The sequence below is a fragment of the Sphingobium sp. B8D3A genome (assembly GCF_025961995.1).
In the GTDB taxonomy this organism is placed as follows: Bacteria; Pseudomonadota; Alphaproteobacteria; order Sphingomonadales; family Sphingomonadaceae; genus Sphingobium.
On record NZ_JAOQOS010000001.1, the window covers coordinates 930,092 to 955,174 of the forward strand.

Annotated in this window: 30 protein-coding genes, 1 tRNA gene and 1 riboswitch; of the genes, 20 read left to right on the plus strand and 11 right to left on the minus strand. The window is 64.2% G+C overall.

Translation table 11 applies throughout. From position 1 onward, the window contains the following. Nucleotides 1–219 precede the first annotated feature (219 nt). The 7 genes from rpmH to M2342_RS04190 all read left to right on the plus strand — a co-directional run bounded on the left by rpmH (nucleotide 220) and on the right by M2342_RS04190 (nucleotide 4,825). Entirely contained in the window at nucleotides 220–354 is a 135-nt protein-coding gene (gene rpmH / locus M2342_RS04160) for a 50S ribosomal protein L34 (protein WP_014074358.1), read from the plus strand. Between the two features lie 44 nt (nucleotides 355–398). Beyond that, nucleotides 399–839 carry a ribonuclease P protein component gene (rnpA, locus tag M2342_RS04165; RefSeq protein ID WP_264579982.1) on the plus strand — a complete coding sequence of 147 codons (441 nt, stop codon included), beginning with the start codon at nucleotides 399–401 and terminating at the stop codon, nucleotides 837–839. A gap of 169 nt (nucleotides 840–1,008) precedes the next feature. Next, on the plus strand, nucleotides 1,009–1,221 hold the full coding sequence (gene yidD / locus M2342_RS04170) for a membrane protein insertion efficiency factor YidD (RefSeq protein WP_264578149.1): 213 nt from the start codon (nucleotides 1,009–1,011) through the stop codon (nucleotides 1,219–1,221). A 49-nt stretch (nucleotides 1,222–1,270) separates the two neighbouring features. Beyond that, nucleotides 1,271–2,992, plus strand: coding sequence for a membrane protein insertase YidC (yidC, locus tag M2342_RS04175; RefSeq protein ID WP_264578150.1), 1,722 nt, complete (start codon nucleotides 1,271–1,273; stop codon nucleotides 2,990–2,992). A gap of 54 nt (nucleotides 2,993–3,046) precedes the next feature. Beyond that, entirely contained in the window at nucleotides 3,047–3,700 is a 654-nt protein-coding gene (locus M2342_RS04180; RefSeq protein ID WP_264578151.1) for a TrmH family RNA methyltransferase, read from the plus strand. Between the two features lie 67 nt (nucleotides 3,701–3,767). Beyond that, entirely contained in the window at nucleotides 3,768–4,430 is a 663-nt protein-coding gene (gene yihA, locus M2342_RS04185) for a ribosome biogenesis GTP-binding protein YihA/YsxC (RefSeq protein ID WP_264578152.1), read from the plus strand. Nucleotides 4,431–4,462: 32 nt separating this feature from the next. Next, nucleotides 4,463–4,825 carry an energy transducer TonB gene (locus M2342_RS04190; RefSeq protein ID WP_264578153.1) on the plus strand — a complete coding sequence of 121 codons (363 nt, stop codon included), beginning with the start codon at nucleotides 4,463–4,465 and terminating at the stop codon, nucleotides 4,823–4,825. Here M2342_RS04190 and M2342_RS04195 read toward each other — a convergent pair. Then, nucleotides 4,822–5,238 (minus strand): group II truncated hemoglobin, encoded by a 417-nt coding sequence (locus tag M2342_RS04195; protein ID WP_264578154.1) that lies wholly within the window; start codon nucleotides 5,236–5,238, stop codon nucleotides 4,822–4,824. The two genes, M2342_RS04190 and M2342_RS04195, sit on opposite strands and share 4 nt — an antisense overlap. Before the next feature lie 78 nt (nucleotides 5,239–5,316). After that, nucleotides 5,317–5,775, minus strand: coding sequence for a cupin domain-containing protein (locus tag M2342_RS04200; protein ID WP_264578155.1), 459 nt, complete (start codon nucleotides 5,773–5,775; stop codon nucleotides 5,317–5,319). A gap of 80 nt (nucleotides 5,776–5,855) precedes the next feature. On the opposite strand from M2342_RS04200, the gene M2342_RS04205 reads away from it, so the two are divergent. From M2342_RS04205 to M2342_RS04220, 4 genes are all read left to right on the plus strand, one after another. Then, complete coding sequence (locus M2342_RS04205; protein WP_264578156.1) at nucleotides 5,856–6,461, plus strand: SOS response-associated peptidase; 606 nt, start codon at nucleotides 5,856–5,858, stop codon at nucleotides 6,459–6,461. 230 nt (nucleotides 6,462–6,691) lie between these two features. Then, entirely contained in the window at nucleotides 6,692–7,948 is a 1,257-nt protein-coding gene (locus M2342_RS04210) for a gallate dioxygenase (protein WP_264578157.1), read from the plus strand. A gap of 201 nt (nucleotides 7,949–8,149) precedes the next feature. Continuing rightward, complete coding sequence (locus M2342_RS04215; RefSeq protein ID WP_264578158.1) at nucleotides 8,150–11,068, plus strand: TonB-dependent receptor domain-containing protein; 2,919 nt, start codon at nucleotides 8,150–8,152, stop codon at nucleotides 11,066–11,068. Nucleotides 11,069–11,198: 130 nt separating this feature from the next. Continuing rightward, the gene (locus M2342_RS04220; RefSeq protein WP_264576568.1) at nucleotides 11,199–11,780 is read left to right on the plus strand and encodes a MarR family winged helix-turn-helix transcriptional regulator; all 582 of its coding nucleotides are present in this window, start codon (nucleotides 11,199–11,201) and stop codon (nucleotides 11,778–11,780) included. A 19-nt stretch (nucleotides 11,781–11,799) separates the two neighbouring features. Here the strand turns inward: M2342_RS04220 and M2342_RS04225 are convergent, their stop codons facing one another. Next, nucleotides 11,800–12,930, minus strand: a complete 1,131-nt coding sequence (locus M2342_RS04225; RefSeq protein ID WP_264578159.1) for a DUF1176 domain-containing protein — start codon at nucleotides 12,928–12,930, stop codon at nucleotides 11,800–11,802. 107 nt (nucleotides 12,931–13,037) lie between these two features. On the opposite strand from M2342_RS04225, the gene M2342_RS04230 reads away from it, so the two are divergent. Further along, nucleotides 13,038–13,907 (plus strand): 3-hydroxybutyryl-CoA dehydrogenase, encoded by an 870-nt coding sequence (locus M2342_RS04230; protein WP_264578160.1) that lies wholly within the window; start codon nucleotides 13,038–13,040, stop codon nucleotides 13,905–13,907. Between the two features lie 90 nt (nucleotides 13,908–13,997). Here the strand turns inward: M2342_RS04230 and M2342_RS04235 are convergent, their stop codons facing one another. Together M2342_RS04235 and M2342_RS04240 are read right to left on the minus strand one after the other, a co-directional pair. After that, nucleotides 13,998–14,690, minus strand: a complete 693-nt coding sequence (locus tag M2342_RS04235) for a PEPxxWA-CTERM sorting domain-containing protein (protein WP_264576565.1) — start codon at nucleotides 14,688–14,690, stop codon at nucleotides 13,998–14,000. Between the two features lie 425 nt (nucleotides 14,691–15,115). Beyond that, nucleotides 15,116–16,681: a hypothetical protein gene (locus M2342_RS04240; RefSeq protein ID WP_264578161.1), complete on the minus strand. Its 1,566-nt coding sequence runs from the start codon at nucleotides 16,679–16,681 to the stop codon at nucleotides 15,116–15,118. 139 nt (nucleotides 16,682–16,820) lie between these two features. Between M2342_RS04240 and M2342_RS04245 the strand changes: the two genes are divergently transcribed. Next, nucleotides 16,821–17,603: a transglutaminase-like domain-containing protein gene (locus M2342_RS04245; RefSeq protein WP_264576563.1), complete on the plus strand. Its 783-nt coding sequence runs from the start codon at nucleotides 16,821–16,823 to the stop codon at nucleotides 17,601–17,603. Between the two features lie 15 nt (nucleotides 17,604–17,618). Here the strand turns inward: M2342_RS04245 and M2342_RS04250 are convergent, their stop codons facing one another. Then, nucleotides 17,619–18,074: a COG3650 family protein gene (locus tag M2342_RS04250; protein WP_264572017.1), complete on the minus strand. Its 456-nt coding sequence runs from the start codon at nucleotides 18,072–18,074 to the stop codon at nucleotides 17,619–17,621. Between the two features lie 159 nt (nucleotides 18,075–18,233). Here M2342_RS04250 and M2342_RS04255 point away from each other — a divergent pair, with 159 nt between their 5' ends. The 4 genes from M2342_RS04255 to M2342_RS04270 all read left to right on the plus strand — a co-directional run bounded on the left by M2342_RS04255 (nucleotide 18,234) and on the right by M2342_RS04270 (nucleotide 20,038). Then, complete coding sequence (locus tag M2342_RS04255) at nucleotides 18,234–18,974, plus strand: DUF2726 domain-containing protein (RefSeq protein WP_264578162.1); 741 nt, start codon at nucleotides 18,234–18,236, stop codon at nucleotides 18,972–18,974. A gap of 140 nt (nucleotides 18,975–19,114) precedes the next feature. Beyond that, a complete protein-coding gene (locus M2342_RS04260) occupies nucleotides 19,115–19,369 on the plus strand; it encodes a DUF2061 domain-containing protein (protein ID WP_264578163.1) in 255 nt (84 codons plus the stop codon). Between the two features lie 104 nt (nucleotides 19,370–19,473). Then, nucleotides 19,474–19,608: a hypothetical protein gene (locus M2342_RS04265; RefSeq protein WP_264572020.1), complete on the plus strand. Its 135-nt coding sequence runs from the start codon at nucleotides 19,474–19,476 to the stop codon at nucleotides 19,606–19,608. A gap of 13 nt (nucleotides 19,609–19,621) precedes the next feature. Then, nucleotides 19,622–20,038 (plus strand): DoxX family protein, encoded by a 417-nt coding sequence (locus M2342_RS04270; protein WP_264578164.1) that lies wholly within the window; start codon nucleotides 19,622–19,624, stop codon nucleotides 20,036–20,038. Here M2342_RS04270 and M2342_RS04275 read toward each other — a convergent pair. Next, nucleotides 20,035–20,277, minus strand: coding sequence for a hypothetical protein (locus M2342_RS04275; RefSeq protein WP_264578165.1), 243 nt, complete (start codon nucleotides 20,275–20,277; stop codon nucleotides 20,035–20,037). The two genes, M2342_RS04270 and M2342_RS04275, sit on opposite strands and share 4 nt — an antisense overlap. A gap of 99 nt (nucleotides 20,278–20,376) precedes the next feature. Next, a complete protein-coding gene (locus M2342_RS04280) occupies nucleotides 20,377–20,769 on the minus strand; it encodes a nuclear transport factor 2 family protein (RefSeq protein ID WP_264578166.1) in 393 nt (130 codons plus the stop codon). Between the two features lie 75 nt (nucleotides 20,770–20,844). Here M2342_RS04280 and M2342_RS04285 point away from each other — a divergent pair, with 75 nt between their 5' ends. From M2342_RS04285 to M2342_RS04295, 3 genes are read left to right on the plus strand one after another with little or no spacing between them, the layout of a single operon-like run. Then, nucleotides 20,845–21,063 (plus strand): TraY domain-containing protein, encoded by a 219-nt coding sequence (locus M2342_RS04285; RefSeq protein ID WP_264578167.1) that lies wholly within the window; start codon nucleotides 20,845–20,847, stop codon nucleotides 21,061–21,063. Continuing rightward, nucleotides 21,047–21,313, plus strand: a complete 267-nt coding sequence (locus M2342_RS04290; RefSeq protein ID WP_264578168.1) for a type II toxin-antitoxin system RelE family toxin — start codon at nucleotides 21,047–21,049, stop codon at nucleotides 21,311–21,313. The genes M2342_RS04285 and M2342_RS04290 overlap by 17 nt, the downstream gene beginning before the upstream one ends. Before the next feature lie 57 nt (nucleotides 21,314–21,370). After that, nucleotides 21,371–22,300, plus strand: a complete 930-nt coding sequence (locus M2342_RS04295; protein WP_264578169.1) for a hypothetical protein — start codon at nucleotides 21,371–21,373, stop codon at nucleotides 22,298–22,300. Between the two features lie 15 nt (nucleotides 22,301–22,315). Here the strand turns inward: M2342_RS04295 and M2342_RS04300 are convergent. The 3 genes from M2342_RS04300 to M2342_RS04310 all read right to left on the minus strand — a co-directional run bounded on the left by M2342_RS04300 (nucleotide 22,316) and on the right by M2342_RS04310 (nucleotide 24,821). Further along, nucleotides 22,316–22,402: transfer RNA gene (locus tag M2342_RS04300), tRNA-Ile, on the minus strand. A gap of 83 nt (nucleotides 22,403–22,485) precedes the next feature. After that, nucleotides 22,486–24,381: a phosphomethylpyrimidine synthase ThiC gene (gene thiC, locus M2342_RS04305; RefSeq protein WP_264578170.1), complete on the minus strand. Its 1,896-nt coding sequence runs from the start codon at nucleotides 24,379–24,381 to the stop codon at nucleotides 22,486–22,488. Nucleotides 24,382–24,410: 29 nt separating this feature from the next. Continuing rightward, a complete protein-coding gene (locus M2342_RS04310; RefSeq protein WP_264578171.1) occupies nucleotides 24,411–24,821 on the minus strand; it encodes a DUF2065 domain-containing protein in 411 nt (136 codons plus the stop codon). A gap of 58 nt (nucleotides 24,822–24,879) precedes the next feature. Next, nucleotides 24,880–24,990, minus strand: a riboswitch (TPP riboswitch). Nucleotides 24,991–25,083: the final 93 nt, after the last annotated feature.

A 25,083-nucleotide genomic window follows, 5' to 3' on the forward strand; every position in this document is an offset into this window, starting at 1 on the left:
AATGAGGCGCGCGTGGCTATTCATTCCCTTGCAGGTCGGAGCGCGGCCCGCCTAAGAGAGCAGCGCAGGGCTGCGTCCTTTTCCGTCCCGCTGATTGACAAATAAGCCCGCTTTGCCTATCCGCGCGCCTTCGGACAGACGGCCGCTCCTCCCGGATCGGGGCGAGGCGGCCATTTTTGTCGAGTCTGCAGAACCTGATTCGATTTTGAGGAATGAACGATGAAGCGCACCTTTCAGCCGAGCAACCTTGTTCGCAAGCGCCGCCACGGTTTCCGCCTGCGCATGGCGACGGCAGCCGGCCGCAAGCTGCTGAACGCGCGCCGCGCCCGCGGCCGCAAGAAGCTGACCGCCTGATCGAGCCCGGCGCGGACGGCGCGCTGCGGCGCGTCGTGGGTCGCATGACCCGCCGCGCCGACTATCTGGCCGCCAATCGCGGCCAGCGCGCACCGATGCCAGGCTTCGTGCTGCTGGTGCGCGATCGGGGCGATGGTGATCCCACGGCCCGCCTCGGCATTACCGTCACCAAGAAAATCGGCGGCGCTGTCATCCGGAATCGGATGAAGCGCCGTTTTCGTGCGCTTGCGCGCGAGATCCTGCCTGCGCACGCCATAGCCGGCGCCGATCATGTGCTCATCGGCCGCGAGGGCGGCGTGGAGCGCGATTATGCCTCGCTGGCCGCCGAGCTTGAGAAAGCGCTGCGGCGCATCGCCAGCGGCAAGGGTGCCCCGCCGCGCGAAGGCGGACGGGGTCGGGGCGGTCGCGGCTCCGGTGGGAGCAAGAGGGTGACGCCCCCGGCGCCGCACAATGACCCTGCCCCGCGCAACGAGCCGCCCGCATGATGTCGATGAGGGATTGTCGCTCTGGCCCCGCACCATCCGTGCTCCTGCGAAGGCAGGAGTCCAGGGCGGCAAGGGCAGTCGGTTTGGCCCTGGGCTCCTGCCTTCGCAGGAGCACGATGGTCGAGGCTGGAAGACCATGGCGTCGCCGCACACTCGACCACTCCGCCCCATGATCGCGCGCCTTCTCATCCTCGTCGCGCGCTTCTGGCAGATCGGGCCGAGCCGGATTCTGCCGCCCTCCTGCCGCTATTCGCCGAGCTGCTCCCAATATGCCATCGAGGCCCTGCGGAAATATGGGGCGATAAGGGGTGGCTGGCTGGCGTTGAAGCGGCTATTGCGCTGCCACCCATGGGGCGGCTGCGGCCATGATACGGTGCCCTGACGCCGAATCCCCTGACATGAGCTGACAAAGAGACGGAAGCCAAAGAGACGTGGACGACAAGCGCAACATCCTTCTCGCCGTGGTGCTGACCATTGCTATTCTCTTTGGCTGGCCGGTCATCAGCAATTATTTCTTCCCGCCATCGGCCCAGCCGATCGAGCGAGCCGAGCAGCAGGCGAAGCAGAAGGGCGCAGCGCCCAATGTGCGCGGCGGACCGCTGGCCGAAGGCGCGCAGGCGATTCGCCCGATCGAGGCCGTGCTGGGCGAAAGCCAGCGCGTCGCTATCGAGACGCCCAAGCTGCGCGGCTCCATCAACCTGCGCGGCGCGCGCATCGACGATGTCGTGCTGCCGACGCACCGCCAGACCGTGGATGAAAAATCGCCGCCGGTCCGCCTGCTCGCGCCGAGCGGCACGGCGGACGCCTATTTCGCGAGCTTCGGCTGGAGCGGCGAAGGCGTGCGCGTGCCGGATGCCAACACGGTGTGGACGGCGGACGGCACCAAGCTGACCCCGCAGACGCCGGTGACGCTGCGCTGGAGCAACGGCGCGGGCCAGACCTTCCTCATCCGCCTGTCGATCGACGAGGATTATCTGCTCACCGTCGCGCAGACGGTCGAGAATGCGGGCGGCAATGCCATCGCCGTCCGCAACTATGGCCTGCTCTCGCGCACTGGCCACAGCAAGGACAAGTCGACCTGGACGATCCACACCGGCCCGATGGGCGTGTTCAACGGATCGGCCAATTATGACATCGGCTTCGACAAGCTGGACAAGGATGGCGACAAGCGCTTCTCCACCACCGGCGGCTGGCTGGGCTTTACCGATCTCTATTGGCATGCCGCGCTCATCCCGGCGCAGACGCTGCCGGTCGATGCGCAGTTCCGCAAGGGCGCGAGCGACCGCTATCAGGCCGACCTGACCTATGCGCCCGCCGTCGTCCAGCCCGGCACTTCGCTCAGCACGACGAGCCGGCTGTTCGTCGGCGCCAAGGAAACCCCGGTGCTCGACCGCTATATGGACCAGCAGGGCATCGCGCTGTTCGACCGCGCGATCGACTGGGGCTGGTTCCGCTGGTTCGAGAAACCGATCTTCTATCTGCTCGACTGGCTGTTCCGCCACATCGGCAATTTCGGCGTGGCGATCATCTGCCTCACCTTCATCGTGCGTGGCCTGATGTTCCCGGTCGCCCAGCGGCAGTTCGCCAGCATGGCGGCGATGCGCGCCATCCAGCCGAAGATGAAGGCGCTGCAGGAGCGCTACAAGAACGACAAGCCCAAGATGCAGCAGGAGATCATGGCGCTGTACAAGACGGAGAAGGTCAATCCGCTCGCGGGCTGCCTGCCGATCTTTCTGCAGATCCCCATCTTCTTCGCGCTCTACAAGGTGCTGATGCTGACGGTGGATATGCGCCACCAGCCTTTCTACCTGTGGATCAAGGATCTGTCCGCGCCCGATCCGGCGCACATCCTCAACCTGTTCGGCCTGCTGCCGTTCACGCCGCCCTCGTTCCTCGGCATCGGCGTGCTGGCGGTGATCCTTGGCATCACCATGTGGCTGCAGTTCAAGCTGAACCCGGCGCCAATGGACGATGTGCAGAAACAGATCTTCTCGCTGATGCCCTGGATGATGATGTTCATCATGGCGCCGTTCGCGGCCGGCCTGCTGATCTACTGGTGCACATCCAACATCCTCACCATCGCGCAGCAATGGTGGCTGTATCGCCAGCATCCCGTGCTCGGGCAGCCGGCAGCGGATCCGGCGAAGGGTTGAGGCGGGGGCAAACTTTGTTTGTGCGTGGCGGGCAGCTTGGTCGCTGGAGGGTTCATGGAAGAAAAACGCCCGTCGAAGCCAAATCTCCGTAAACGTGCGGATGAAATCAGATCGTTTCGCTGCAAGAACCTCATTGCGGTGATCGAGAACCCAAGTGATGTGAAGAACATCGGCACGGTCATTCGAAATGCGAATGGTCTGGGGGTCGAGAAGGTCTATGTGGTCGATCCTCGGCGCGCATTGCCTGACGACTGGCAAAACCTCCGAGAGAATAAGGCAATCTCTAAAACCTCGGTATCTGCCGTCAAATGGACGTTTGTGAAGCGCTTTGACAGTACGGCAGAATGTTTTGATCATCTTGAAGCAAACGGCTTCAAGTCAATCGTGACCTCGCCGCACGTGAAGGGCAAAACCTCGATTTTCCTCGATGAAGGCGATTACACGCTCCATCACAAGCTCGCTGTGTGGTTTGGGAGTGAAACGCTGGGAATCAGTGAGTTGGCTGTCGAGCGGAGCGAGATGTGTGTGAGCATTCCGATGTTCGGTATTATTGAAAGCCTGAACCTGGGGACCAGTTCGGGCATCGTTTTGTACGAAGTGGCGAAGCAGAGACGCGAATATCAGAGTCGCTTCAGGCTCCGGAAGCGGAGAGGCGAACGCTCCGAGCCGCTCCCCACTGTTATTGCGCCGCAGCGCGACCCAATGTGATCGAGTTATCGATCAGCTTTTCCGCCTTTCAGGTGACGCTTGCAGGTTAAGACGCTAGGGGAGCGGCATGGATCACAACCCGCACAGCGATATTGACGACGACACCGCCGCCCGCATCGAGGAGGCCCGCCGGATCTTTTCCGGGCCGATCAGCTTCCTCAAATCCGCGCCGGGGCTGAACTTCCTGCCGCCAGCGGATGTGCCGGAGGTCGCCTTTGCCGGGCGTTCCAATGTCGGCAAGTCCTCGCTCATCAATGCGCTGACCAACCGCAATGGCCTTGCGCGCACATCCAACACGCCGGGGCGCACGCAGGAGCTCAATTTCTTCGACGTGGGCGAGCCGCTGCGCTTCCGTCTCGTGGATATGCCCGGCTATGGCTATGCCAAGGCGCCCAAGGATGTGGTGAAGCAGTGGCGCTTCCTCGTGAACGATTTCCTGCGCGGGCGTGCCGTCCTCAAGCGCGCGCTGGTGCTGGTCGATGCCCGCCACGGCCTCAAGGATGTTGACCGCACGCTGCTCGACATGCTGGATGAAGCAGCGGTGAGCTACCGCATGGTGCTGACCAAGGCCGACAAGGTGAAGGCGACCGACCTCGCTGTCGTCACCGAGCAAACCGCGGCAGAAGTACGCAAGCGCCCGGCGGCCCATCCGCAGATCATCCCGACATCGAGCGAGAAGGGCATGGGCCTGCCGGAGTTGCGCGCGGCGGTGATTGAGGCACTCGACTGAGGGCTGCTCATCAGACCATGGGGACGAGGACGATGAAGCTCATGATCGCTCTGGCCTTGGCTGCCTCCCAGCCGGCCATTTCCCAAGCTGCCGATCCGGTCGTCGCCAAGCCTCCTCGGCCCGCGATGGGCGCAAGTTTCATGACGGATGATGACTATCCCGCAGACGCCCGTAAGGCTGGACTGGAAGGGACGACGAAGTTTTCGCTTCGCATCAGTAACAAGGGCAAAGTATTGGGCTGCCGTATCGTCCAAAGCAGTGGCGTCCCGAGCCTTGACGCTGCAACTTGCGAGATCATGAGCAAGATGCGGTTCACCGCAGCGCAGGACGCGAACGGAAACCGCATTGAGGCGGAGTATGCCCGGTCGCTAGACTGGCGCTTGCCCGGCCGCTAATCGCCCTGCATCGCTCGGCCCATGCGGGCGAAGGCGACGTTCATTTTCTCTGCCAGCGCTGTCTTTACGCCGGTGTCGATCAGCGCCTGCGTCATCGCTTGCGTCCATTGCTCGGTCTCCACCGCGCCAAAGCCGATCTGGCGATGCGCGGACATGATGCAGGCGCCGGGCTTTTGCGTGAACCAGTCACGCGGGCCGCCGAGCCAGGCGGTGAGGAATCCGGTCAGCGATTCCCGCATCGGCGCGAGATCGGGCGCGTGAATCGCGCGCAATTCGGCAAAGCGCGGGTCCTGCTCCATGAGATCGTAGAATCGCTCGACCAGCGCGCGCACGGCCGGCGTGCCGCCGATCTCGTCATAGGGTAGCGGCGCGGGATCGGGTGGGGATGCTTCGGCGGTGGTCGATTGGGTCATTCGGCATGGCTCATGGCGCAGGGCTCCTCATCATGAGGCTTGCATGTCAGGGCCGGCGCCGCGCCGCCTTGCGCTGGATCAAGCCGGGGAGGGATCGCCTGGTGCGCAACCCGGGGCCCAGCCGGGCGGTGCGAGCGTGAAACCGGCAAAGTCGAAACCCGGCGTGACGATGCAGGAGACAAGTGCCCAGCCTCGGTCGGCCTCGGCGGCCTGCCAGTGGTGCGGGGCGATGACATGCTGCGGGATCTCGCCCGCCAGCACATCGCCGCCGAGGCGCAGGGCTGTGACCGGGCCTTCGTCGCCCGGCGCGGTGGAGAGGCTGAGCGCGTGGCCGGCGTGCCAGAGCCAGGTCTCGCTCGCATCCACCTTGTGCCAGTGAGAGCGCTGACCAGCCTCGAGCAGGAAATAGATCGCCGTCGCCCCGGCGCGTTCGCCGGGCATGGCCTCAGCCCGCCAGGTCTCGCGATACCATCCGCCTTCCGGATGCGGCTGGAGAGCGAGGCGGTCGATGAGGGCGCGGGCTGTTGGGTCGGTCATGCGGCTTTGTCGCCCGATCACGATGCACCGCGCAAGAGCTTGACCGCGCGGTCCCGCGCCAGGAAGGGTGGGGCGCGACCATGACGTCCCTCTATCGCCTCGATGCCAGTGCCGCGCAGATCGGCGCGGCGCTCCATGCGGATGCCGGTGAGGACCCGTGGCCGGGAGGCTATATGACGCCGGGGCGCTATGGGCCGGTGATCGTGCATGGGCGCGATGGCGTGCGCCGGCTGGTGCCGCGGCTATGGGGCGTGCCGCCGCCGCCGGCCGCGGCTCTGACGGGCGGCGCGCCGGTCGCGCATGTGCGCAATGTCGAGAGTCCGTTCTGGGTCGGCACGCTGCGGCATACGGAGTTCCGCTGCCTGGTGCCGGTTACCAGCTTTCAGCTCTGGTCGCAGGCGCCTGATCCACGCACCGGCAAGCGCGTCGCGCATCGTTTCTCGCTGCCGGATGCGGCGATCTTCGCGTTCGCGGGCATCTGGCGGGACAGCGAGGTGGCGAGTTTTGCGCTGCTGACCTGCGAGCCGAACCGGCTGGTCGCCTCGGTCAACCCGCGCACCATGCCGGTGATCCTCCACGCTGAAGATCATGGCCGCTGGCTGCGCGCGGACTGGAAAGAGGCGCAGCGGCTGGTTGCGCCTTATCCCTCGCAGGCGATGACGATGGATGAGGCGGGGCCGCGCTAGACAGTCCCCTTCGTCATTCCCGCGAACGCGGGAATCCAGAAGCCAGCGGAACTGCCCATGCGCCCCTGGATTCCCGCGTTCGCGGGAATGACGAGAGAACGAGGTCGGACGCTCGCCAATGCCGCCCTTCGGCTACTTCGTTTGTGTTGCGTACAAATAGGGTGCAACCTACACTCCGCGCCACCGGCGACGAGTCCGTGCTTGCGCCGCAGAGACAAGAGGAGAGGCCCATGGCCAGGATCATCGGCGGTTTCGCCGTTTCGCACACCCCGACCATCGCGTTCGCCAAGGACGCGAACAAGCAGACCGATCCCGTCTGGGCGCCGATCTTCGAGGGATTCGAGCCGGTCAAGCAATGGCTGGCGGACGAGAAGCCCGATGTGATCCTGTATGTCTACAACGACCACATGACCTCCTTCTTCACCCATTACTCGCATTTCGCGCTGGGCATTGGCGAAGAGTATGAGCCGGCGGACGAAGGCGGCGGCAAGCGCGACCTGCCCGCAATCAAGGGCGATCCCGCGCTCGCCAAGCACATTGCCGAGTGCATGGTCGCCGACGAGTTCGACCTGGCCTACTGGCAGGGCATGGGGCTGGACCATGGCGCCTTCTCGCCGCTTTCGGTCCTGCTGCCTCACGAGAATGGCTGGCCCTGCCGCCTTGTGCCGCTGCAGTGTGGCGTGCTTCAGCATCCGATCCCCAAGGCGCGTCGCTTCTGGAAGTTCGGCCGCTCGCTGCGTCGCGCGATCCAGAGCTATCCCAAGGACATCAAGGTCGCGATTGCGGGTACCGGTGGCCTTTCCCATCAGGTCCATGGCGAGCGGTGCGGGTTCAACAATACCGCCTGGGACATGGAGTTCATGGAGAAGCTCACCAATGATCCGGAATCACTGCTCGACGCGACGGTGACCGATCTCGCGAAGCTCGGCGGCTGGGAAGGAGCCGAGGTGGTGATGTGGCTGCTGATGCGCGGCGCGCTTTCCGAACAGGTCGAGAAATTGCACCAGAGCTACTTCCTCCCGTCAATGACGGCCATCGCGACGATGCTGTTCAAGGATCTGGGCGATCCGGTGCCGCCAGCCGAAACCGACGAGCAACTGCGTGCCCGCGCGTCCCGCGAGCTGGCGGGCGTCGAGGCGATCGAGGGCACCTATCCCTTCACCATCGACCGGGCGGTCAAGGGCTTCCGCATCAACCATTTCCTCCACCGCCTGATCGAGCCGGAGTTCCGCAAGCGGTTTGTCGAGGATCAGGAAGGGCTGTTTGCCGAGGCGGATTTGAGCGAGGAAGAGAAGGAGCTGATCCGTAGCCGCAACTGGATCGGCATGATCCATTATGGCGTCATCTTCTTCATGCTGGAAAAGATGGCCGCCGTGCTCGGCATCGGCAATATCGACGTCTACGCCGCCTTCAAGGGCCTGAGCGTTCCCGATTTCCAGAAGACCCGCAATGCCGCGATCACCTATTCGGTGGCCGGCAAGCAATAAGCCGCGCGGCTCGGATTGCACGTGAGAGGGCGGCGGACCTTGGTTTACCGCCTTTCTCATGGGGCATCCCGCGACAGCCTGCCGCATTTGCGCCACACCATATCGACCTTCGCCCGGACGCCGACAAAGTAGATTGCAAACTAACAGAATCTGATGAATAGATAGCTCCCTAACAACGATAATTGTCTGGGAGACTTTGCAATGAAGAGACCTGCGCGCGTGCTGCGTCAGCACGCCTGTTTCGCGGCCCTCGCCACCGTCCTCGCTTTCCCTGCTTTCGCGCAGGACAGCGCCCCCCAAAGCGATAGAGCAGATGCAAGCGATGAGGCCATCGTGGTCACCGGATCGCGCATCGCCTCCGGTTTCGACCGGCCGACCCCCGTGGCGGTTCTGGGCGCGGAGCGACTGGAAACACGCGGCATCACCAATCTCGGCGATGCGCTGAACGAACTGCCTGCCTTCCGCGCGACCAACTCACCGGCCTCGACCGGTCTGGGCGCGGCGGGCGGCTATGTCGGCGGTCGCATCCTCGATCTTCGCGGTCTGGGCGCGGTGCGCACGCTGACCCTCGTCGACGGCAAGCGCTTCGTGCCGTCCACCACGCAGGCGACGGTCGATACCAACATGATCCCCTCGATCATGCTCCAGCGTGCCGAAGTCGTCACGGGCGGCGCCTCGGCCGTCTATGGTTCGGACGCCGTGTCGGGCGTCGTCAACCTGCTCATCGACAAGGCGTTCACGGGCTACAAGGCCAATGCCCAAGTCGGCTTTTCGCAATATGGCGACAATTTCACCACCCAGTTCGGCGCGGCCGGCGGTTGGCAGATCGGCGAGACGCTGCATCTGCTCGTGGGCGGCGAATATGAAAAGGCGGAGGGTGTGGAAAGCTGCCCCTCGCGCGACTGGTGCGCCAATGGCTTCATCAACATCAGCCGCAATCCCGGCGTGACGAGCCTGCCCGCCAACAACATCCTGGCGGGCGTCTACCCCTGGACGGCGCCCTATAACGGTATCACCACGCCGCCGAGCTCCGCTTATGCCGGCCGCCTCGTCCCGGCTCTCCGCGCGATCGACGGCATCGGCTTCCGCGCCGACGGCACGCCGTTCCGCACCACGCAGGGCACGCTGGCCAACAACCTCTATCAGCTTGGCGGCACCAATGATGGGCCGGGCGAGAACATCTATTTCGATTTCCCGATCGTCTCGCCGACCAAGCGCTATAACGCCATGGCGTTCGCCACGTGGGAAGCCACGCCGGCCCTGACGATGGAGTTCGGCTTCAACTACGGTCATGGCGAAGGGCGCCACCGCGCGGTGCCGTATCGCAATACGGCCATCACCATCCAGCGCGACAACCCGTTCATTCCGACCTCCGGCAATCCCGCGCTGGACCTGCGCACCATCATGGATGCTAATGGCCTCACCAGCTTCACGCTGGGCAAGGGCTTCAAGGATATTGGCCCGGGCCAGCTGGTCGTGAAGAACGATGTCTATCGCGCCGTCGCGTCCGCCAAATATGAGATTTCGCCCAACTGGTCGGCGGACATCTATTATCAGTTCGGCCGCAATGAGTTCCGCAGCGACATCACGGGTGGCACGATCACCTCGCGCATCCTCAAGGCGCTCGACGCGGTGGCCGGGCCCGGCGGTGCGCCGGTGTGCCGGGTGAATGCCGATGCCAGCACAACCAATAACGACCCTGCCTGCGTGGCCCTCAATCCCTTCGGCTCCGGCCAAGGCGCCACCTTCGCGGCGGCCAAGGCCTATGTCACGGCCGATGCCTTCCAGACCAACATCACCACCCAGCATGTCGTCGCTGCCAACGTCACCGGCTCGCTGTTCGATCTGCCCGCCGGGCCGCTCGGCGTCGCCGTGGGCGCGGAATATCGCAGCGACAGCGTCAGCGGCGATGCCGATGCCAATTCCAAGGCGCTGGCCTTCTTCACCGGCAACGGATCGGTCATCTCGGGCAAGATTCAGGTGGTTGAGGCTTATGGTGAGGCCGAAGTGCCGATCCTGCGCGACACGGCGTTCTTCCGCGAACTGAGCCTGAACGGCGCCGTCCGCCGGACCCACTACAAGCGGTCCAGCGACTTCTTCCCGAGCAGCACGGTCAATGTGACCACATGGAAGGTTGGCGGCGTCTGGGCGCCGGTCGATGCGGTCCGCTTCCGCGTGACCAAGTCGCGCGACATCCGCGCGCCCAACGTCTCGGAACTGTTCGGCCCGATCACCAGCGCGTCCGGCATTCTCAACGATCCGGCGCGTGGCGGTCAGCAGACGGTCGTGCCGATCACGCTGGGCTCCAACCCTAATCTGCGGCCGGAAAAGGCGGACACGTTCACCGCCGGCATCGTCCTGCAGCCAAGCGGTGGGATGCTCGGGCGTTTCCGGGCGTCGGTCGATTATTATGACATCAAGATCAAGGATGCGATCAGCACGCTCGGCCAGCAGAACATCGTGACGCGCTGCTCGCAGGGCGATACGCTGAGCTGCTCGCTGGTCACGCGCGATGGTGGTGCGGCCAATGGCGTCATCACCAATGTTCGCGACGTTGTGCAGAATGTGAACCAGCTCAACGCCCGCGGCATCGACATGGAGCTGAACTATCGCCAGCCGGTCGGCGCGGCTAGCGCGGTGAACCTGTCCGTCATGGCCAGCCATGTCATCGATCTGGTGACCGTGGACGCCGTTGGACCGGTCGAACGGGCCGGCCAGACCGGTCTGCGCGGCGGTACGCCTCCGGGCATTCCCGACTGGACGGTTGACGCAACCGTCGGCCTCGACCTGGGTGAGCTGTTCTCGCTCTCCACCCATGTTCGCTGGATCAACAAGGGCTTCTACAACGCGGCGTTCATCGGCGCCGAGCAGCCCGGCTATGTGATCACGGCCTCCAGCAGCTCCAGCACCAACGCCATGCCCTCGCGCACCTATGTCGACATGATGGGCACGGTGAAGGTACCGGTCGGCGGCGATAACAAGCTGAGCGTCTATTTCGGCGTGGACAATGTGTTCAATGTCGATCCGCCGAACTTCCCCGGTGCGAACGGCAGCGGCAACAACGTGCTCTTCAACCCGGTTGGGCGCATGTACAAGGCCGGCATCCGCACGTCCTTCTGATCCCCCTGCCGTGCCGGGCGCGTTTCGTCCGGCACGGCACCCTTTGGCGCACAGGCCGGCCGACGGATCGCTCTTGACGGAGCGGGTGCAGGTGCGGGAGGTCTGCTGGAACGGCACGTAAGGGAGAATGATGGTCGACAAGGCTCCGTCCGCACAGGGTTCCACCAGCGAAGAGGACGCGGCGACATCGCGCAGCCTTCCGCGATTTGGCGGTTTTCCCATTGAGGATGCCACGCGACATCTCTCCAATTTCTACGCCGGGGCCAAGCCCGACGAGCGGACCGTCACCTTTTTCCGGACCACGCGCGCGCTGGTCGTGGCGGCGCGGCGCTGGCGCAAGCTTGCCAATGACAAGGTCCGCAGTGTTGGGCAAAGCATGGCGCGGTGGGAGACAATGTATCTGCTCGCCTGCGCCCGCGATGATCTTTCCCAGCGCGAACTGGCCCAGCTGATCGGCGTCGAAGGGCCGACCATGGCCCATATGCTCAACACGCTGGAACGCGACGGCCTGATCGAACGCGCGCAGAGCCAGGTCGACCGGCGGGTGGTTCACAACCGGATCACCGAAAAAGGGCTGGCCGCCACGCGGGACATCATGGCGATTACCAATGATCTGCGCGCGGACATCCTGCGGGACATTCCACCCGAGAAGCTGGCCATTGCGCTTGAGGTGCTGGAACAGGTCCACGCGCGGCTGGACGATTACTGCTGAGGGGCAGGTATGCGGCCGGTTACGGCCGTCCCGTGGTCGCCTCTTCCTTCAGCGAGAACAGCACCGGCCATTCCCAGGCGCCCCGGCAGACCGGCATGGAGCGGGCTTCCGTCAGCCGGAAACGGGTGCCATCCCAGCGGTAGGTCTCCGCCGTGCCGCAGTCGCCAAGGCCGCGTCCCTTGGCGAAGCTGGAAAGCTCACCGCGCGAAGGATTCCAGCGGGCGTTCATGATCAGCGGCGGGGCGCTGGCATCGCCGGTGAAGCCGGGGAGATGATCGAACGGGGCGAAGGCGATTGTCCGGTTGCCGGGCTCGCCGCTCGCGATCAGCGGGACGGCGCTCACATTATATGCGCCCGCATCGCAGGGCAGCAGCAGCAGGACATGCCCCGCATCGAGCGTATGGAGATCGGGCTGGCGACTGCTCTCCAGCCCACTCTCGCACTGCGCCAGGCGCTGGGCGGTGGCTTGCTCTTGCGGCGTGAGCGCAGGCGTCGCGGTTTCGGCGAGGAGCGGGATCGTCTTGGGCAGCACGGGATCGGCCGGCAGCGGCCGCGCCATGTCGGCCGGGCCATCACCGATGGCGGCCAGCGCGCCACGGCTGCCGATGCGGCCCTGCTGCTCATCCATATAGCGCAGTGCCGCGGCGACGCCTTGCAGCGACGGGGCGCCGATGACCGTCCGGTTGCGATCGTGCAGCTCGAACACATAGCTGGAGCCCATGGACCGCACGACCTCCAGCGCGGTCTGGCCATCCAGCGCAATCGTGTCGCCATAGACTTTCTGCCGCACACGGCGCGTTCCATCGATCATGAAATCGACCCGGTCGCGCAGCCGGTCGGCCAGCAGTACGCGCAGGCTGGTGGCGCCTGCGGGGCCGCCGTCGCGATGGATGAGGACCAGCAGCCGGTTGGGCGTATCCACCCCTTCCGGATTCAGCGATACCGCACTGCAGGACAGGCGATTGTCGCAGCCCACGGCCCAGTTGTCGAAAACACGCAGACGACCCAGCACCGGTTCTGCCACAACGGGCGCGGTCGAGAGGACAGACCCCGACGTCTGCTCGCCGCGCGGCGGGGCAGCGGGCGCGACCGTTGCCAGGCCCGCGAGAGCCAGGGCGCTGACGCGCAGAAGCCGTGAAATCCTTGTCATTCCGCCAGTCATAATGCAGTTGAAGCCAATGGTGTAGCGCCAAGCTGCATGTGTTGCGACAGCCCGTGGTCACCAAGCCGGGCCAAGTGGATCGAAAGGACACAGATATGCGCAGAATCGCTGTGATCGGCGCCGGCCAGATGGGTGCGGGCATAGCGCAGGTAACCGCTCAGGCCGGCATGGATGTGCTGCTGCGCGATATCGATCTCGCGCGTGCGGACAAGGGCAAGGCCGGCATCGAGAAGCGACTCGCGCGCGCCGTGGAGAATGGCAAGCTGGAGCAGGCGGATGCGCAGGCGGCGCTGGCACGGATCACGCCCGTGGTGGCGCTCGATGAGGTCGCCCGGTGCGATCTGGTGATCGAGGCCGCGACCGAGCGGGAGGACATCAAGCGCGCCATCTTCGCGGAGGTGGGCGCGGTTCTGGCGCCGGATGCGATCCTCGCGACCAACACCTCGTCCATTCCGATCACGCGGCTCGCGCAGGCCGCGCCCGACGCGGCGCGGTTCATTGGCGTGCATTTCTTCAATCCCGTGCCGGTGATGGCGCTGGTGGAGGTCATTCGCGGCCTCGCCACCTCGCCGGAGACGGTGCAGGCGGTGGAGGCCTATGCGCAGGCGCTGGGCAAGGAGGTCGTCCATGCGTTCGACGCGCCGGGGTTCATCGTCAACCGCATTCTGCTGCCTATGCTCAATGAGGCAATCTTCGCGCTGGGCGAGGGCGTGGCCAGCGTGAGAGACATCGATAGCGCGATCAAACTGGGCCTCAACCACCCCATGGGTCCACTGACTTTGGCCGATTTCGTGGGCCTCGATACCTGTCTGGAGATCTGCAAGGTGCTGCAGGACACGACGGGCGATCCCAAATTCCGGCCCGCGCCGCTGCTCGTCAAATATGTCGAAGCCGGCTGGCTGGGGCGCAAGACGGGCAGGGGCTTCTACGATTACGCCGGTGATGAGCCCGTGCCGACGCGGTGAAAGGCCTATCGGGGCGCGCGCCTGTCGCACAGCAAGGAGCCCCGTGTCCGCAGACACGAGGCTCCCGCTCCCACATCGTAAAGGTTGTGCTTAGCTGAAGCTGATCGCCATATTGGGGCGGCGTGCGCGCAGCGTGCGGCCGATCGCAGCGAAACCGATGATCATCATCGCCCAGGTGGCCGGCTCCGGCACGGCGGGCTTGACGGTGTAGAACAGCAGGTCCTGCTTGCTGCTGTTGGTCGCGACCCAGAAATCCAGATTGCTGTTAATCGTGCCCTTGTTGGCAAGGTAGGAATTGGCGGTGTTGATCAGCGTGGACTCGCCTTGGCTCGCCCATTCGAGCTCGAAGTAACCGGCGCCCAGGTTCTTCGAGTTGCTCGTTTCGTAGCGAGTCTCCCAGAGCGCCAGTTGCAGGGCAGCGGACTGAGTCTTATCGCCACCGGCGTAGTTGCTGACCAGCGAGGCGACATCATTGTAGAGCGCGCCACCGAGATAGTTGCTCAGCGACACGACATTGAACGTGCCGGTGCTCGAGTTCTGGGTGACTTCGAGGCAGTAAGCCAGGAAGTTGACCGCCTTGCCGTCCCATGTGCCGGAGATATTCTGGGGCGAGAACGAGCCGTCGTATGAGGTGCTGCTCCAGCCCGAACCAATGCTCACCTCGCCGCTCGGGCTGCTATACTGCGTCGAGAGGCTGTTGATGACGAAGGTGCTCGCGTTCGCGGCAGTTGCGGAGGCGATAGCGGCTGCACCGGCAGCGAGAGCGATAAGCGTTTTCTTCACGGCGATGTTCCCTTCAAAAGTCCTGAAGCCGGTGTGAAGGAATAGATCTCGATACAAAATGGTATTAACTACGATTGGATGCTCGTTAACTTCGATTATCGCAAAATAATCAGGAAATTCTGAGGGCAAGTTTTAAGAGAATTAGTTAATGATCCAAATGGGGGCATTAACTACGATGAGCGTTTATACGACGCTACATTTGCGAGGGGCGTGACGCTGCGAATCGGGAAACAATGAAGGGGGCGGCGGCGCCGCTGCCGCATTTCCCGATCGTCACCCGGGCTTGACCCGGGGTCCAGCTGGCCTTCTTGCGAAGAAGGCGTGCCGCTTGAAACGTCCGAACACGGAAAGCCGCAATGTATTTGGCGATGCGCGCGAAAGAAAAGCTGGACCCCGGGTCAGGCCCGGGGGGACGGTGAGGGGGCTCAATTTCCCCTGATGTTCTCGCCGGCATCCTCGGCCTGCGCCGCTGCGAGGTCCTGCAGCAAGGCGTCCACGTCGAGCGGCTGACTGCGGTCATGCGCCTCGATGCGATCGCGCAGGCCCTGTGCCCACGTCGCGCTGGGGCCGCCGTGCGGATCGAAGGCCAGCGGGCCGAGGTTGATCAGCGCGTCATCATAGCGCTGGTCCCGCAGCAGCTGCATCACCAGCATCGTGCGGAGATTTTGGTCGAACGGCGCCAGCACCACGGCGCGTTCCAGCCCGGCCACCGCATTCTCCGTCGGGCGCCGGCCCTGTTCGAGGAAGCTGCGGTAGAAATATTGCAGGGGCAGGGGATGATTATTCTCGAACCTGTTGAGCTCGATGAACGGGCGGCGCGCTTCGGCATAGGCCGCGCTGGCGTCCGGGGCGGATTCCGCCTTGCGGAACAGCGCCTTTCCTTTCGCCAGATAGGCGCTCACCTGCCGGTCATCGAGCGCGAGGGCGGTGTTGGCAGCGGCGAGGGCGGCATCCTCATGACCCGCTTCCAGCTCGGCTTCGGCCAGCGTCGCGTGCAGCGCGGCATCTTTCGGATAGCGCGGCGCCAGAGCGCGCAAGTCCGCCACCAGCGTCTCCAGTTCCTCAGGCGAAGGGCGGTTCTTGAGCTCGATCCGAAGCGGCATGGCCGCCGCTTCGCCCTCGCTCAGCGTGCGGACCGAGACGGGGCCGGGCTTGAGCGTGGCAGCAGGCAGCTCAAGATAGGTCATCCGGCTCTGCCCCAGATATTTGTCCAGATCCCGCTGCAGGGCATTGAGATCGCCAAAGGCGCCTGTCGCCGCCTCCGTAAGGCTTTTGCCACTGCGCAGCAGGCGCAGATAGATCGCCAGTTGCCCGGGACGCTCCTTGCTGAACGTGAGGTAATGATAAAGCAGCCAGCTCCGCCCGTAGAAGGCCGCCCCCTGGGAGGCGGATTTCGGATAATGGCCCGAATTGAGGATTTGCGCGACCGGGATGACATCGCCGTAGATCAGGTCGCCGGCGCGGTGCCGCGCTGGCATCCCTAGGCCGACATTGCCGTTCTTGCGAAACTGGGCAGAGGCAAAGAACTCGGCGGCGCCCTCCGAGAACCAGAGCGGCATGCCGTAGCTACTGGTCGAGATCAGATAATGATGCGCATATTCGTGCAGCAGCGCGAGCATCGGCATATCGAGCGTGGTGTTGCTGGTCTTCACCCGGGGAACGATGGCGAAGGCGTCGCCCGCGCGCGGCACGTAGAACGCGTAGGTATATTTGCTGTCGCCGCCCTGTAGCCTGCGCACGTCCTTGTCGCTGCGCACGACATAGACGGTCACGCGGTTGGACGGGCTGGGCGGCTCCATCTCAACCGAGAGCACATAGCCCATGGCGTGGTGGAAGCGTTCGAGCTGGTCGGAGAATTGCTTGATCTCCTCCGGCTTCTGGTCGGCATAGATGACGAAATTCTCGCTGGAGGCTTCCAGCCAGGCCGCCTGCGCAGGCGGTGCCATGGTCGCAAAGAACAGTGCGGCCCATGCTAACAGTTTGATCGGCATTGCTATTCATCTCCCCCGCGGCCGGACGCTAGGCAGGCGCGCGAGGGACGACAAGGGTGAAATGAGGCTGTCCGCGATGCACGATGTCTTTTTTAGAGCGCCCCCCGCCACCAATATGCCGCCCGCACGTTGCGCGGGGATGAAACTGCGTATCCATGCCGCGATCGATTATGCGCTGCCCCAGCCGACCGATCTCATCCTCCATATCGAAGCGGCGCATCTGCCCGAGCAGACGGTGTCCGATGCCCGGCTGGACCTGAGCGTGCTCGATCATTTCGCCCGTGTCGCCGCGCATGACCATATCGGCGAGCGCGTGCTGATGCGCGCGCAGGGGCAGCTGAAGGCGGATTATCATGCGACGGTGGAGATCCACCGCCTGCTGGCCGATGTGAGCGGGCTGGAAGCGCTGCCGCCGCACATGCTGCCGGGCGAGGCCGTGCAGTATCTGCTCGATTCCCATTATTGCCCTGGCAGCCAGTTCATCAGCTTCGTTGGCGAGACGTTCGGCGACTTGCAGGGCGGACAGCGCATCGCCGCGATCCGGGATTATGTCAGCGGGCATTTCCATTATCTGCCCGGCGTGAGCACGCCGGAGACGACGGCGCTGCAGACCTTCGTGCGCCGGCAGGGCGTGTGTCGCGATTTCGCGCATATGGTGATCGCGCTCGCCCGCGCCTCCTGCATCCCCGCCCGCTTCGCCAGCGTTTATGCGCCCAATGTCACCCCGCAGGATTTCCACGCGGTCGCCGAGGTCTTCCTGGATGGCAGCTGGCATCTGGTCGATGCGACCGGCATGGCCACGGAAGGGGAGATGGCCAAGATCGGCATCGGCCGGGATGCGGCCGACGTGGCCTTCCTGACTTCCTTCGGCCCGGTCATCATGAACAGTCAGACGGTCGAGGTTGAGGTGGTCGAGCAATAAAGCCGGCGTCCCGGCTCAGGGCGCCGCATCGGCCTTGAAGGGATGCGCATCGGACCAGGCGCAGCCCGAGCGCAGTGCATCGCCGATCTGGAGCGTGGCCACGAACGGGTAGGTGCGGTCGGACATGCCGTCCGAACAATCGCCCGGCGTCAGCGTCATAGTGAAGGGCGCCGCGTTCAGCGTGCCGCTCCACGAGAGGCCGCCGCGCCCATCGAACCGCTCCACCGCGACCCGCTCGCCCTTGGGCGTCTCGGGCGTTTCATAGACCAGCGTCTTGCCGACGACCTGACCACCCCAGAACGGCTCAGTGCCGGTGAAGCGCACGGTCTCGTTCGCCGCAATCTCCGAATAAGGGCGGTTGTCGTCGCGATTCCCCGGCACATTGGGCTCATCGCCATGCGACTGGCAACCGGCGAGCAGCAGCGCCAGGGGCAGCGCCCGGACGATGTTGAGGGTGACGGCGTCGATCATGCCTCCCCTCTGCGCCCGCTATGCTTTGCGGGCAAGCGCTTTGCGATGCGAGCGGAGGTGGGAGCGTCGCCCACGTTCAAACACCCATTAACTTCATGCTGTTAGTGACAGGTCGAGTCGGGAGCGACTTGCGCTGACCGCACTTGCCGGGTGATGCTGATGCCAGAGGAAATTCTCGCACTGATCGACAAGCCGTGGCTGCTCTTCATGTTGCTGCTTGCCGGTGCGCTGTTCGGCATGGTGATCGAGCGGTCGCTCGAGAAAGCGAGCCGTGCCAAGCGCCGCGCATGGTGGGAAAAGCGCAATGCGCGGCGGGCCTATCATGCCGGCGTGGGGGTGCAGGATAGTCCCCGGGCGGGCCTGCGTGATGGACCGGACGCGGCCGACCAGCTCCGCACGGTGATGAACGCATCCTTCTTCCCCCGCGCCCTCCTCAACAAGCCGGAGCGCCGACTGCTCGCTCATATCGACCGGGCGCTGGCCGAGGATGCGCCGGGCTGGCGCGCGATGGGGCAGGTGTCGCTGGGCGAGATTCTGGGCAGCCGGGATCATGAGGCGTTCCGCGCCATCAATGCCAAGCGGGTCGATCTGCTGATTGTCGACCGGGATTGCCGGCCCCTTCACGCAGTGGAATTTCAGGGCACGGGCCACCATCAGGGCGCGGCTGCTGCGCGCGACGCGGTGAAAAAGGAAGCCCTGCGCCGCGCGGGCATCGGTTATGTGGAGGTGACGAGCGGGGACAGTCCTGCCGATGTGCGGGCGATCATCCGCAAGCTCTCTGCGCGGGACGGTCAAAAGCCGCGGAACGCCGCGGTGCCTGCGAATGGCCCGCAGCCCGATTCTTCTAGGACGTCGCCCACCGCCGCTGCTCAGACCCAGGAAGCCGTACGGTGCGGGTGATATTCGGGAGGAAAGGGGTGGAGCGCACGCCCGATCCATCACTGTAAGCGGATCAATCGATTGGAATTTGCGAACGGTTCTCAATAAATGATCAGCCACCCGCTGCCGTACCCGGCGCGCGGAATGAGATTGAGGACTGCATGCCCCGTGACCTGACCAAGACGCTGACCTATCTGGCCGTTCACCTGACCGTGGGGTTCACGGTGGCATATCTGCTCACCGGATCGCTGGCGATGGCTGGCGGCATCGCGCTCATCGAGCCGGCGGTGAATGCCGTGGCCTTTTTCTTCCATGAAAAGGCCTGGAAGGCGGCCGATGCCCGCGCGGCGGCGGCTCCAGCAGCGGTTCCGGGCGCGGCGTTCGATGCGCGCATGGCGGCGGTGCGCTGGGGGTGATCGTCCGACGGAAGGCGATCCGCGAATAAACGCGCTTTTGCAGGGCGACAGGCGTAGGATGTGCGCTGCGGGCTGATGCGCTCGTGACCCCGAGAGGAACGCCAATGGCCAAGGGCCAGAAAAAGTCGAACAAGGAAGTCCGCAAGCCGAAGGCGGAAAAGCCGCCCAAGCAGAATGCGTCCCAGCCCAGCCAGAAGACCGGCGTGGTCAAGGGGCTGGAGAATATGCGGAACAGCTAAGGTCAGGCGCGCGATGCCCACCTCCTGGCGACGACGCGCGGCACGGTGGGTGCTGGCGGCGGCCTATCTGGTCGCCGGGATGGCGCATCTGCGGACGCCGGCCGGCTTCATCGCCATCACGCCGGACTGGGTGCCCTGGCCCGCGCAGGTGGTGATGCTGACCGGCCTCGCCGAGATTGCCGGGGCGCTCGGCCTGATGATCCCGCCCTTGCGCCGCGCCGCGGGCATCGGCCTCGCACTCTATGCGCTGTGCGTCTGGCCGGCGAACCTCCACCATGCGCTGGGTGACATCGCCATCGGCGGCACGCATCTGGGCTGGTGGTATCATGCGCCCCGGCTGGCGCTTCAACCGGTGATCATCTGGTGGGCGTTGTGGGCGAGCGGCGTGACCGACTGGCCCTGGCGGACCGGCGCCGCGCGCAAGCCCTAGCGCGCGCTGCCCGCGCCGCCCTTCTTCGCGCCGGCAGATTTGGCGGGCGCCTTGGCACCGGCTGGCTTCCCCCCAACCTGTTTCCCACTGGCCTGCTTGGCCTTGTGCGCGGCAATGTCCGCATCGATCGCCGCGATCCGCTCCCGCTCGGGCGTGTCGCGTGGCAGACCTTTCAGGCGGCAGGTCGCCCACAGGGCCTTGCGCTCGGATTCCAGCGCCTTGAGATACAGATCGGCCATGCCGACTCCTATGGGTTGCGGGGGAGGGGAGCCATCCCCTAGCGCATGGCAGGCGAGGAGGACAGAGCCGTGCGCGGCGCACGGGCGGCGGATGCCGGCTCAGGCGAGTGTGACGAAAATCTCCGCCTCGATCACCCACTGCCCGGCGACCTCGCGCCACTTGGCGGTGTAGACGCCCGAGGCCGCCAGCGCGCCACTCTCGCGCGCCACACCCCGCCATTCCCCCTGCTCCAGCGCGATCGGCTCGACCGGCGAGACGGTGATGGCGGCGGGGATGCGCTCATAGACGAGCCGGCCGAGCGATGCGAACTCGCGCTGCCACACCCTCAGCTGAGCGGTCCGCCCGGCAATGACCGCGCTATCTGTGCCAGTGACCATCACGCAATCGCGGGCGAGAATGGGGCCGATGGCTTGGGCGTCACCATCGGCAATGGCGCGGTTGAAGGCCGCCCGGCGCGTGCGGATGGGGAGATCGATGGGGGTGGAGGTCATGACTTGGTCATTCCCCTGATTGAGCTGGATTGAAATCAAGGGTTGCGCTATACACGTATAGCACGGAGGTCCACAATGTTGGCTTTACGAATTGACGCCGAGACCGAGCAGCGGCTCGACGCGCTGGCCGCCCGGACGGGCCGCACCAAAAGCTTCTATGCGCGCGAGGCGATCGTGGCACATTTGGACGATCTTGAGGACTTTTATCTCGCGGAAGAGCGGATGAAGGATTTCCGGGCCGAAGAGGCAATCCCTCTTGCAGCGCTGAAGGCCGAGCTTGGCCTGGACGATTGAGTTCGTCCCCGAGGCGGCGAAGGAACTGAGAAAGCTGGGGAAGAGCGAGGCGGCGCGGATCATTCGCACGCTGGAAGAGCGCATTGCCATCCTCGATGACCCGCGCTCCCTCGGCGCGCCGCTTGCCGGCGAGCATGCGGGCTACTGGCGCTGGCGGATCGGTGACTATCGCGTGGTGGCACAGGTCGAGGATGCGCGGGTGCTGATTCTGGTGGTGCGAGTGGGGCACCGGCGGGAGGTTTATCGGTGAGGTGGCGGCGACCTTCTACTTTTCGATGCGAGCTACCCAAGTCAGATGGGGGGCAATGTGACAAACAGTGCGGATGATGAAGATGCGTGTGTGCACACCCACCCGATTCCTGCGGCCGAGATATCTCGTTATAGCCCGATCAGCGATCCTGACGCAGAGCAGGACATCATAAATTATGTCAATGGCCAAGCGCCTGACGAAAATATAGCCAATGTCAAAAGAATAAAAACGGAATACGTACTTGGTGATAAGTATGAAATATGGGACGTTACGACTGACGTAGGGCGGTGGTGGGTCATAACAAATTTGACCAATCTCTACTCACAGAATCATTTTCCAAGCTTGGATTATACCCTTTCGTTTCATATCGGGTTGATGATGCGTCTAAAGAGCCGATCGTCGCGGCCTGATAGCGAAGAACCCGATCCTTTTGATGAAGTATTTCGGCGGCGGGAGCAGGCAGACGATCGATATGAGCGAGCTGTAGAGGCCGAAGACTATCAGGCTGTCGGAATGCAGCTTCGAGAGTGCTTGATCTCACTAACGAGTGTTATGCAGCGGCGAATGGAGTTATCAGAGGCTGTCGAACGCCCAACAGCCGCTGACTTTAAGGCCTGGGCGGACATATTTGTCGGTGAATTTTGCCGAGGGCCATCGAATAAGGAGCTAAGAAGCTATCTAAAATCCTGCGCTGACAAGACATGGGACTTAGTAAACTGGCTAACACATGATCGTAACGCTAACGATACCGCCTGTTCGATCACTCTCCACGCGACCGACACCATAATCGGTCATCTAGTGCAACTCACAATGCGAAAATTGAGCGGGGATATTCAAATCTGCCCCCGTTGTCAGTCACGCAATATCAGATCACACTATGACATCGATATAGCTCCCGACGGCGCATATTATACCACTTGTGGCCTGTGCGGATGGAGCAGTCATCCAGGATACGATCTAGACCACAAAAAGAGTCCCGCCGATTGATCGACGGGGCTCTCAAATAGGGTGCGGGATTCGAACCCGCGGAAGAACAAAGCCTTCACGAGCTTATCAGGCCCGCGCATTAAACCACTCTGCCAACCCTCCATTGCGACCTTTCGGTCTGGCGGACTCGGTAAATGGGGGTGGCTGGATGACTTTCAAGAGAAGCTCCGCAGCTACCGCCGTCCTCAATCATGCTCCCTGCCACCAGCCCCCATATACAGCTCGCTCCCCGTTTCGCGGAACACCTTGCTCATCTCTTCCATCCCCTTGAGCGCCGCGGCCTTGCTCGCCGCCGCCGTCTCCGCACCGGTCGGGCCGGTGGCAATGAAGCCCTCAACCCCCTGATTCTGCTTGCCGGCGAAGTCGCGCACTTCCTGCGTGATCTTCATCGAGCAGAATTTCGGGCCGCACATGGAGCAGAAGTGCGCGGTCTTGGCGCCTTCTGCGGGCAGGGTCTGGTCGTGATATTGCTCGGCGGTTTCGGGATCGAGGCTGAGGTTGAACTGGTCGCGCCAGCGGAACTCGAAGCGGGCGCGGCTCAGTGCATCGTCGCGGACCTTGGCGGCCGGGTGACCCTTGGCGAGATCGGCGGCGTGAGCGGCGAGCTTGTAGGTTACCACGCCGACCTTCACATCGTCGCGGTCGGGCAGGCCGAGATGTTCCTTGGGCGTAACGTAGCAGAGCATCGCCGTGCCATACCAGCCGATCTGCGCGGCGCCGATGCCGCTGGTGATGTGGTCATAGCCCGGCGCGATGTCCGTGGTGAGGGGGCCGAGGGTATAGAAAGGCGCCTCGCCGCAGACCTGCAGCTGCTTTTCCATATTCTCCTTGATCTTGTGCATGGGCACATGGCCCGGCCCTTCGATCATCACCTGCACATCCTGCTTCCAGGCGCGGTGAGTCAGCTCGCCCAGCGTGTACAACTCGGAGAACTGCGCTTCGTCATTGGCATCGGCAATGGAGCCGGGGCGCAGGCCATCGCCAAGGCTGTAGGCGATGTCATAGGCCTTCATGATCTCTGTGATCTCGTCGAAATGCTCGTAGAGGAAGCTCTCCTTGTGGTGCGCGAGGCACCATTTCGCCATGATCGATCCGCCGCGCGAGACGATGCCGGTGACGCGCTTGGCGGTCATCGGAATATAGGCCAGGCGCACGCCGGCATGGATGGTGAAATAATCCACGCCCTGCTCGGCCTGCTCGATGAGCGTATCGCGGAAAATCTCCCAGGTCAGATCCTCGGCAATGCCGCCGACCTTCTCCAGCGCCTGATAGATGGGCACGGTGCCGATGGGGACGGGCGAGTTGCGGATGATCCACTCGCGCGTGTCGTGGATGTTGCGGCCGGTGGAGAGGTCCATCACCGTGTCCGCGCCCCAGCGGATCGACCAGACCATCTTGTCGACCTCATTGGCGACATCGGACGCGACGGCGCTGTTGCCGATGTTCGCATTGATCTTCACCAGGAAGTTGCGGCCGATCGCCATCGGCTCGCTCTCGGGGTGGTTGATGTTGTTGGGAATGATCGCGCGGCCGCGGGCCACTTCATCGCGCACGAACTCGGGCGTCACATAATCGGGGATGCTGGCGCCGAAGCTCTCGCCATCGCGGACATAGTTGGCGAGGCGGGCGCGGCCGAGATTCTCGCGCTCGGCGACATATTCCATCTCCGGCGTGATGATGCCGCGCCGGGCATAATGCATCTGGGAGACATTGGCGCCGGCCTTGGCGCGCAGCGGGCGCTTGACGACATTGGGGAAGGGGCGGACACCGCCGGAGCGATCCGGACCGAGCTGGCCGTTGTCCTCCGGCTTCACCGCGCGGCCATCATAGGCCTCGACATCGCCGCGCCCGAGGATCCAGTCGCGGCGCAGGGCGGGGAGGCCAGCCATGATGTCGATCCGCGCGTCCGGGTCCGTATAGGGGCCGGAGGTGTCATACACGCGCACCGGCGGCTCGCCGGAGCTGGGCTCGAGGTGAATCTCGCGCATCGCCACGCGGTGCGGGCCGACATGGATCTTGCGGCTGCCACGAATGGGTCCGGTGGTGACGCCGATCTCGGCCTTTGCGGGGATGTCAGCCATGGGGATGAGCCTTTCTGTGAACGGAGGAATCAGAGGAAACCGGCACGGCCGGTGAGCCCGGCGATGCCGAGCAGGAGACCAAGGAGGATCCCGGCGATCGCCCCGATGCGGGTGGCGGTCGCGGAGGAGACCGCGCGGCCGATGCGCAGCACTGGCCCCGGCACGGCGATCAGCAGCGCGCCCTTGATGAGCGCACCCCAGCCAAACAGCGTGACCAGGGTCGCGATCGGATCGGTCAGAATGCTGTGGGAGAGGACGAGGGCCGCGCCGATGGCAAAGGTCACCACGCCGGCCAGCAACACCAGCCCGGGCGCGCGGTCGAAATCATCCAGCAGCGCCCGCCAGCGTTGCGGCGCGGAGAGGCCGGCAAGGCCGATAAGAACGAGATAAAGCCCCAGCACCTGCGCCAGTTGCAGGGTGAGCACGCTGCCCGTCATCATCGCCGCCACCCTCCTCTCAAGGGCCGGCGCGCCTGTGGCTAAGGGAATGAGGGTGGCAAGACTGGCCACGCTCCGCTCCCTCCGCCGGTACGAGCCGGTTCAGGTTCAACGGGTCGGATGGCGCTACCCATCCCTCTCAGCCAGTCAGCAGGCTCCCCGGGGAAGGCAGGAGGATAGGCCCTCTGGAGCGAGAGTGCAATGGGGCCGTCAGCCGAAGAGGACTCGCCGCGCGGGCGCCGTAAGCAAGGCCCGCGCGGCGGTG

What these genes read in the sequence shown, in the direction of transcription:
- M2342_RS04270 (WP_264578164.1), top strand. Translation starts at nt 19,622, where the DNA reads ATGCCCACCTCCTGGCGACGACGCGCGGCACGGTGGGTGCTGGCGGCG.
- M2342_RS04190 (WP_264578153.1), top strand. Translation starts at nt 4,463, where the DNA reads ATGAAGCTCATGATCGCTCTGGCCTTGGCTGCCTCCCAGCCGGCCATT.
- yihA (WP_264578152.1), top strand. Translation starts at nt 3,768, where the DNA reads ATGGATCACAACCCGCACAGCGATATTGACGACGACACCGCCGCCCGC.
- M2342_RS04265 (WP_264572020.1), top strand. Translation starts at nt 19,474, where the DNA reads ATGGCCAAGGGCCAGAAAAAGTCGAACAAGGAAGTCCGCAAGCCGAAG.
- M2342_RS04245 (WP_264576563.1), top strand. Translation starts at nt 16,821, where the DNA reads ATGAAACTGCGTATCCATGCCGCGATCGATTATGCGCTGCCCCAGCCG.
- M2342_RS04250 (WP_264572017.1), bottom strand. Translation starts at nt 18,074, where the DNA reads ATGATCGACGCCGTCACCCTCAACATCGTCCGGGCGCTGCCCCTGGCG.
- rnpA (WP_264579982.1), top strand. Translation starts at nt 399, where the DNA reads ATGACCCGCCGCGCCGACTATCTGGCCGCCAATCGCGGCCAGCGCGCA.
- M2342_RS04260 (WP_264578163.1), top strand. Translation starts at nt 19,115, where the DNA reads ATGCCCCGTGACCTGACCAAGACGCTGACCTATCTGGCCGTTCACCTG.
- M2342_RS04215 (WP_264578158.1), top strand. Translation starts at nt 8,150, where the DNA reads ATGAAGAGACCTGCGCGCGTGCTGCGTCAGCACGCCTGTTTCGCGGCC.
- M2342_RS04240 (WP_264578161.1), bottom strand. Translation starts at nt 16,681, where the DNA reads ATGCCGATCAAACTGTTAGCATGGGCCGCACTGTTCTTTGCGACCATG.
- M2342_RS04255 (WP_264578162.1), top strand. Translation starts at nt 18,234, where the DNA reads ATGCCAGAGGAAATTCTCGCACTGATCGACAAGCCGTGGCTGCTCTTC.
- thiC (WP_264578170.1), bottom strand. Translation starts at nt 24,381, where the DNA reads ATGGCTGACATCCCCGCAAAGGCCGAGATCGGCGTCACCACCGGACCC.
- M2342_RS04180 (WP_264578151.1), top strand. Translation starts at nt 3,047, where the DNA reads ATGGAAGAAAAACGCCCGTCGAAGCCAAATCTCCGTAAACGTGCGGAT.
- M2342_RS04285 (WP_264578167.1), top strand. Translation starts at nt 20,845, where the DNA reads ATGTTGGCTTTACGAATTGACGCCGAGACCGAGCAGCGGCTCGACGCG.
- M2342_RS04205 (WP_264578156.1), top strand. Translation starts at nt 5,856, where the DNA reads ATGACGTCCCTCTATCGCCTCGATGCCAGTGCCGCGCAGATCGGCGCG.
- M2342_RS04210 (WP_264578157.1), top strand. Translation starts at nt 6,692, where the DNA reads ATGGCCAGGATCATCGGCGGTTTCGCCGTTTCGCACACCCCGACCATC.
- M2342_RS04225 (WP_264578159.1), bottom strand. Translation starts at nt 12,930, where the DNA reads ATGACAAGGATTTCACGGCTTCTGCGCGTCAGCGCCCTGGCTCTCGCG.
- M2342_RS04200 (WP_264578155.1), bottom strand. Translation starts at nt 5,775, where the DNA reads ATGACCGACCCAACAGCCCGCGCCCTCATCGACCGCCTCGCTCTCCAG.
- M2342_RS04195 (WP_264578154.1), bottom strand. Translation starts at nt 5,238, where the DNA reads ATGACCCAATCGACCACCGCCGAAGCATCCCCACCCGATCCCGCGCCG.
- M2342_RS04280 (WP_264578166.1), bottom strand. Translation starts at nt 20,769, where the DNA reads ATGACCTCCACCCCCATCGATCTCCCCATCCGCACGCGCCGGGCGGCC.
- M2342_RS04230 (WP_264578160.1), top strand. Translation starts at nt 13,038, where the DNA reads ATGCGCAGAATCGCTGTGATCGGCGCCGGCCAGATGGGTGCGGGCATA.
- rpmH (WP_014074358.1), top strand. Translation starts at nt 220, where the DNA reads ATGAAGCGCACCTTTCAGCCGAGCAACCTTGTTCGCAAGCGCCGCCAC.
- M2342_RS04310 (WP_264578171.1), bottom strand. Translation starts at nt 24,821, where the DNA reads ATGATGACGGGCAGCGTGCTCACCCTGCAACTGGCGCAGGTGCTGGGG.
- M2342_RS04220 (WP_264576568.1), top strand. Translation starts at nt 11,199, where the DNA reads ATGGTCGACAAGGCTCCGTCCGCACAGGGTTCCACCAGCGAAGAGGAC.
- M2342_RS04275 (WP_264578165.1), bottom strand. Translation starts at nt 20,277, where the DNA reads ATGGCCGATCTGTATCTCAAGGCGCTGGAATCCGAGCGCAAGGCCCTG.
- yidD (WP_264578149.1), top strand. Translation starts at nt 1,009, where the DNA reads ATGATCGCGCGCCTTCTCATCCTCGTCGCGCGCTTCTGGCAGATCGGG.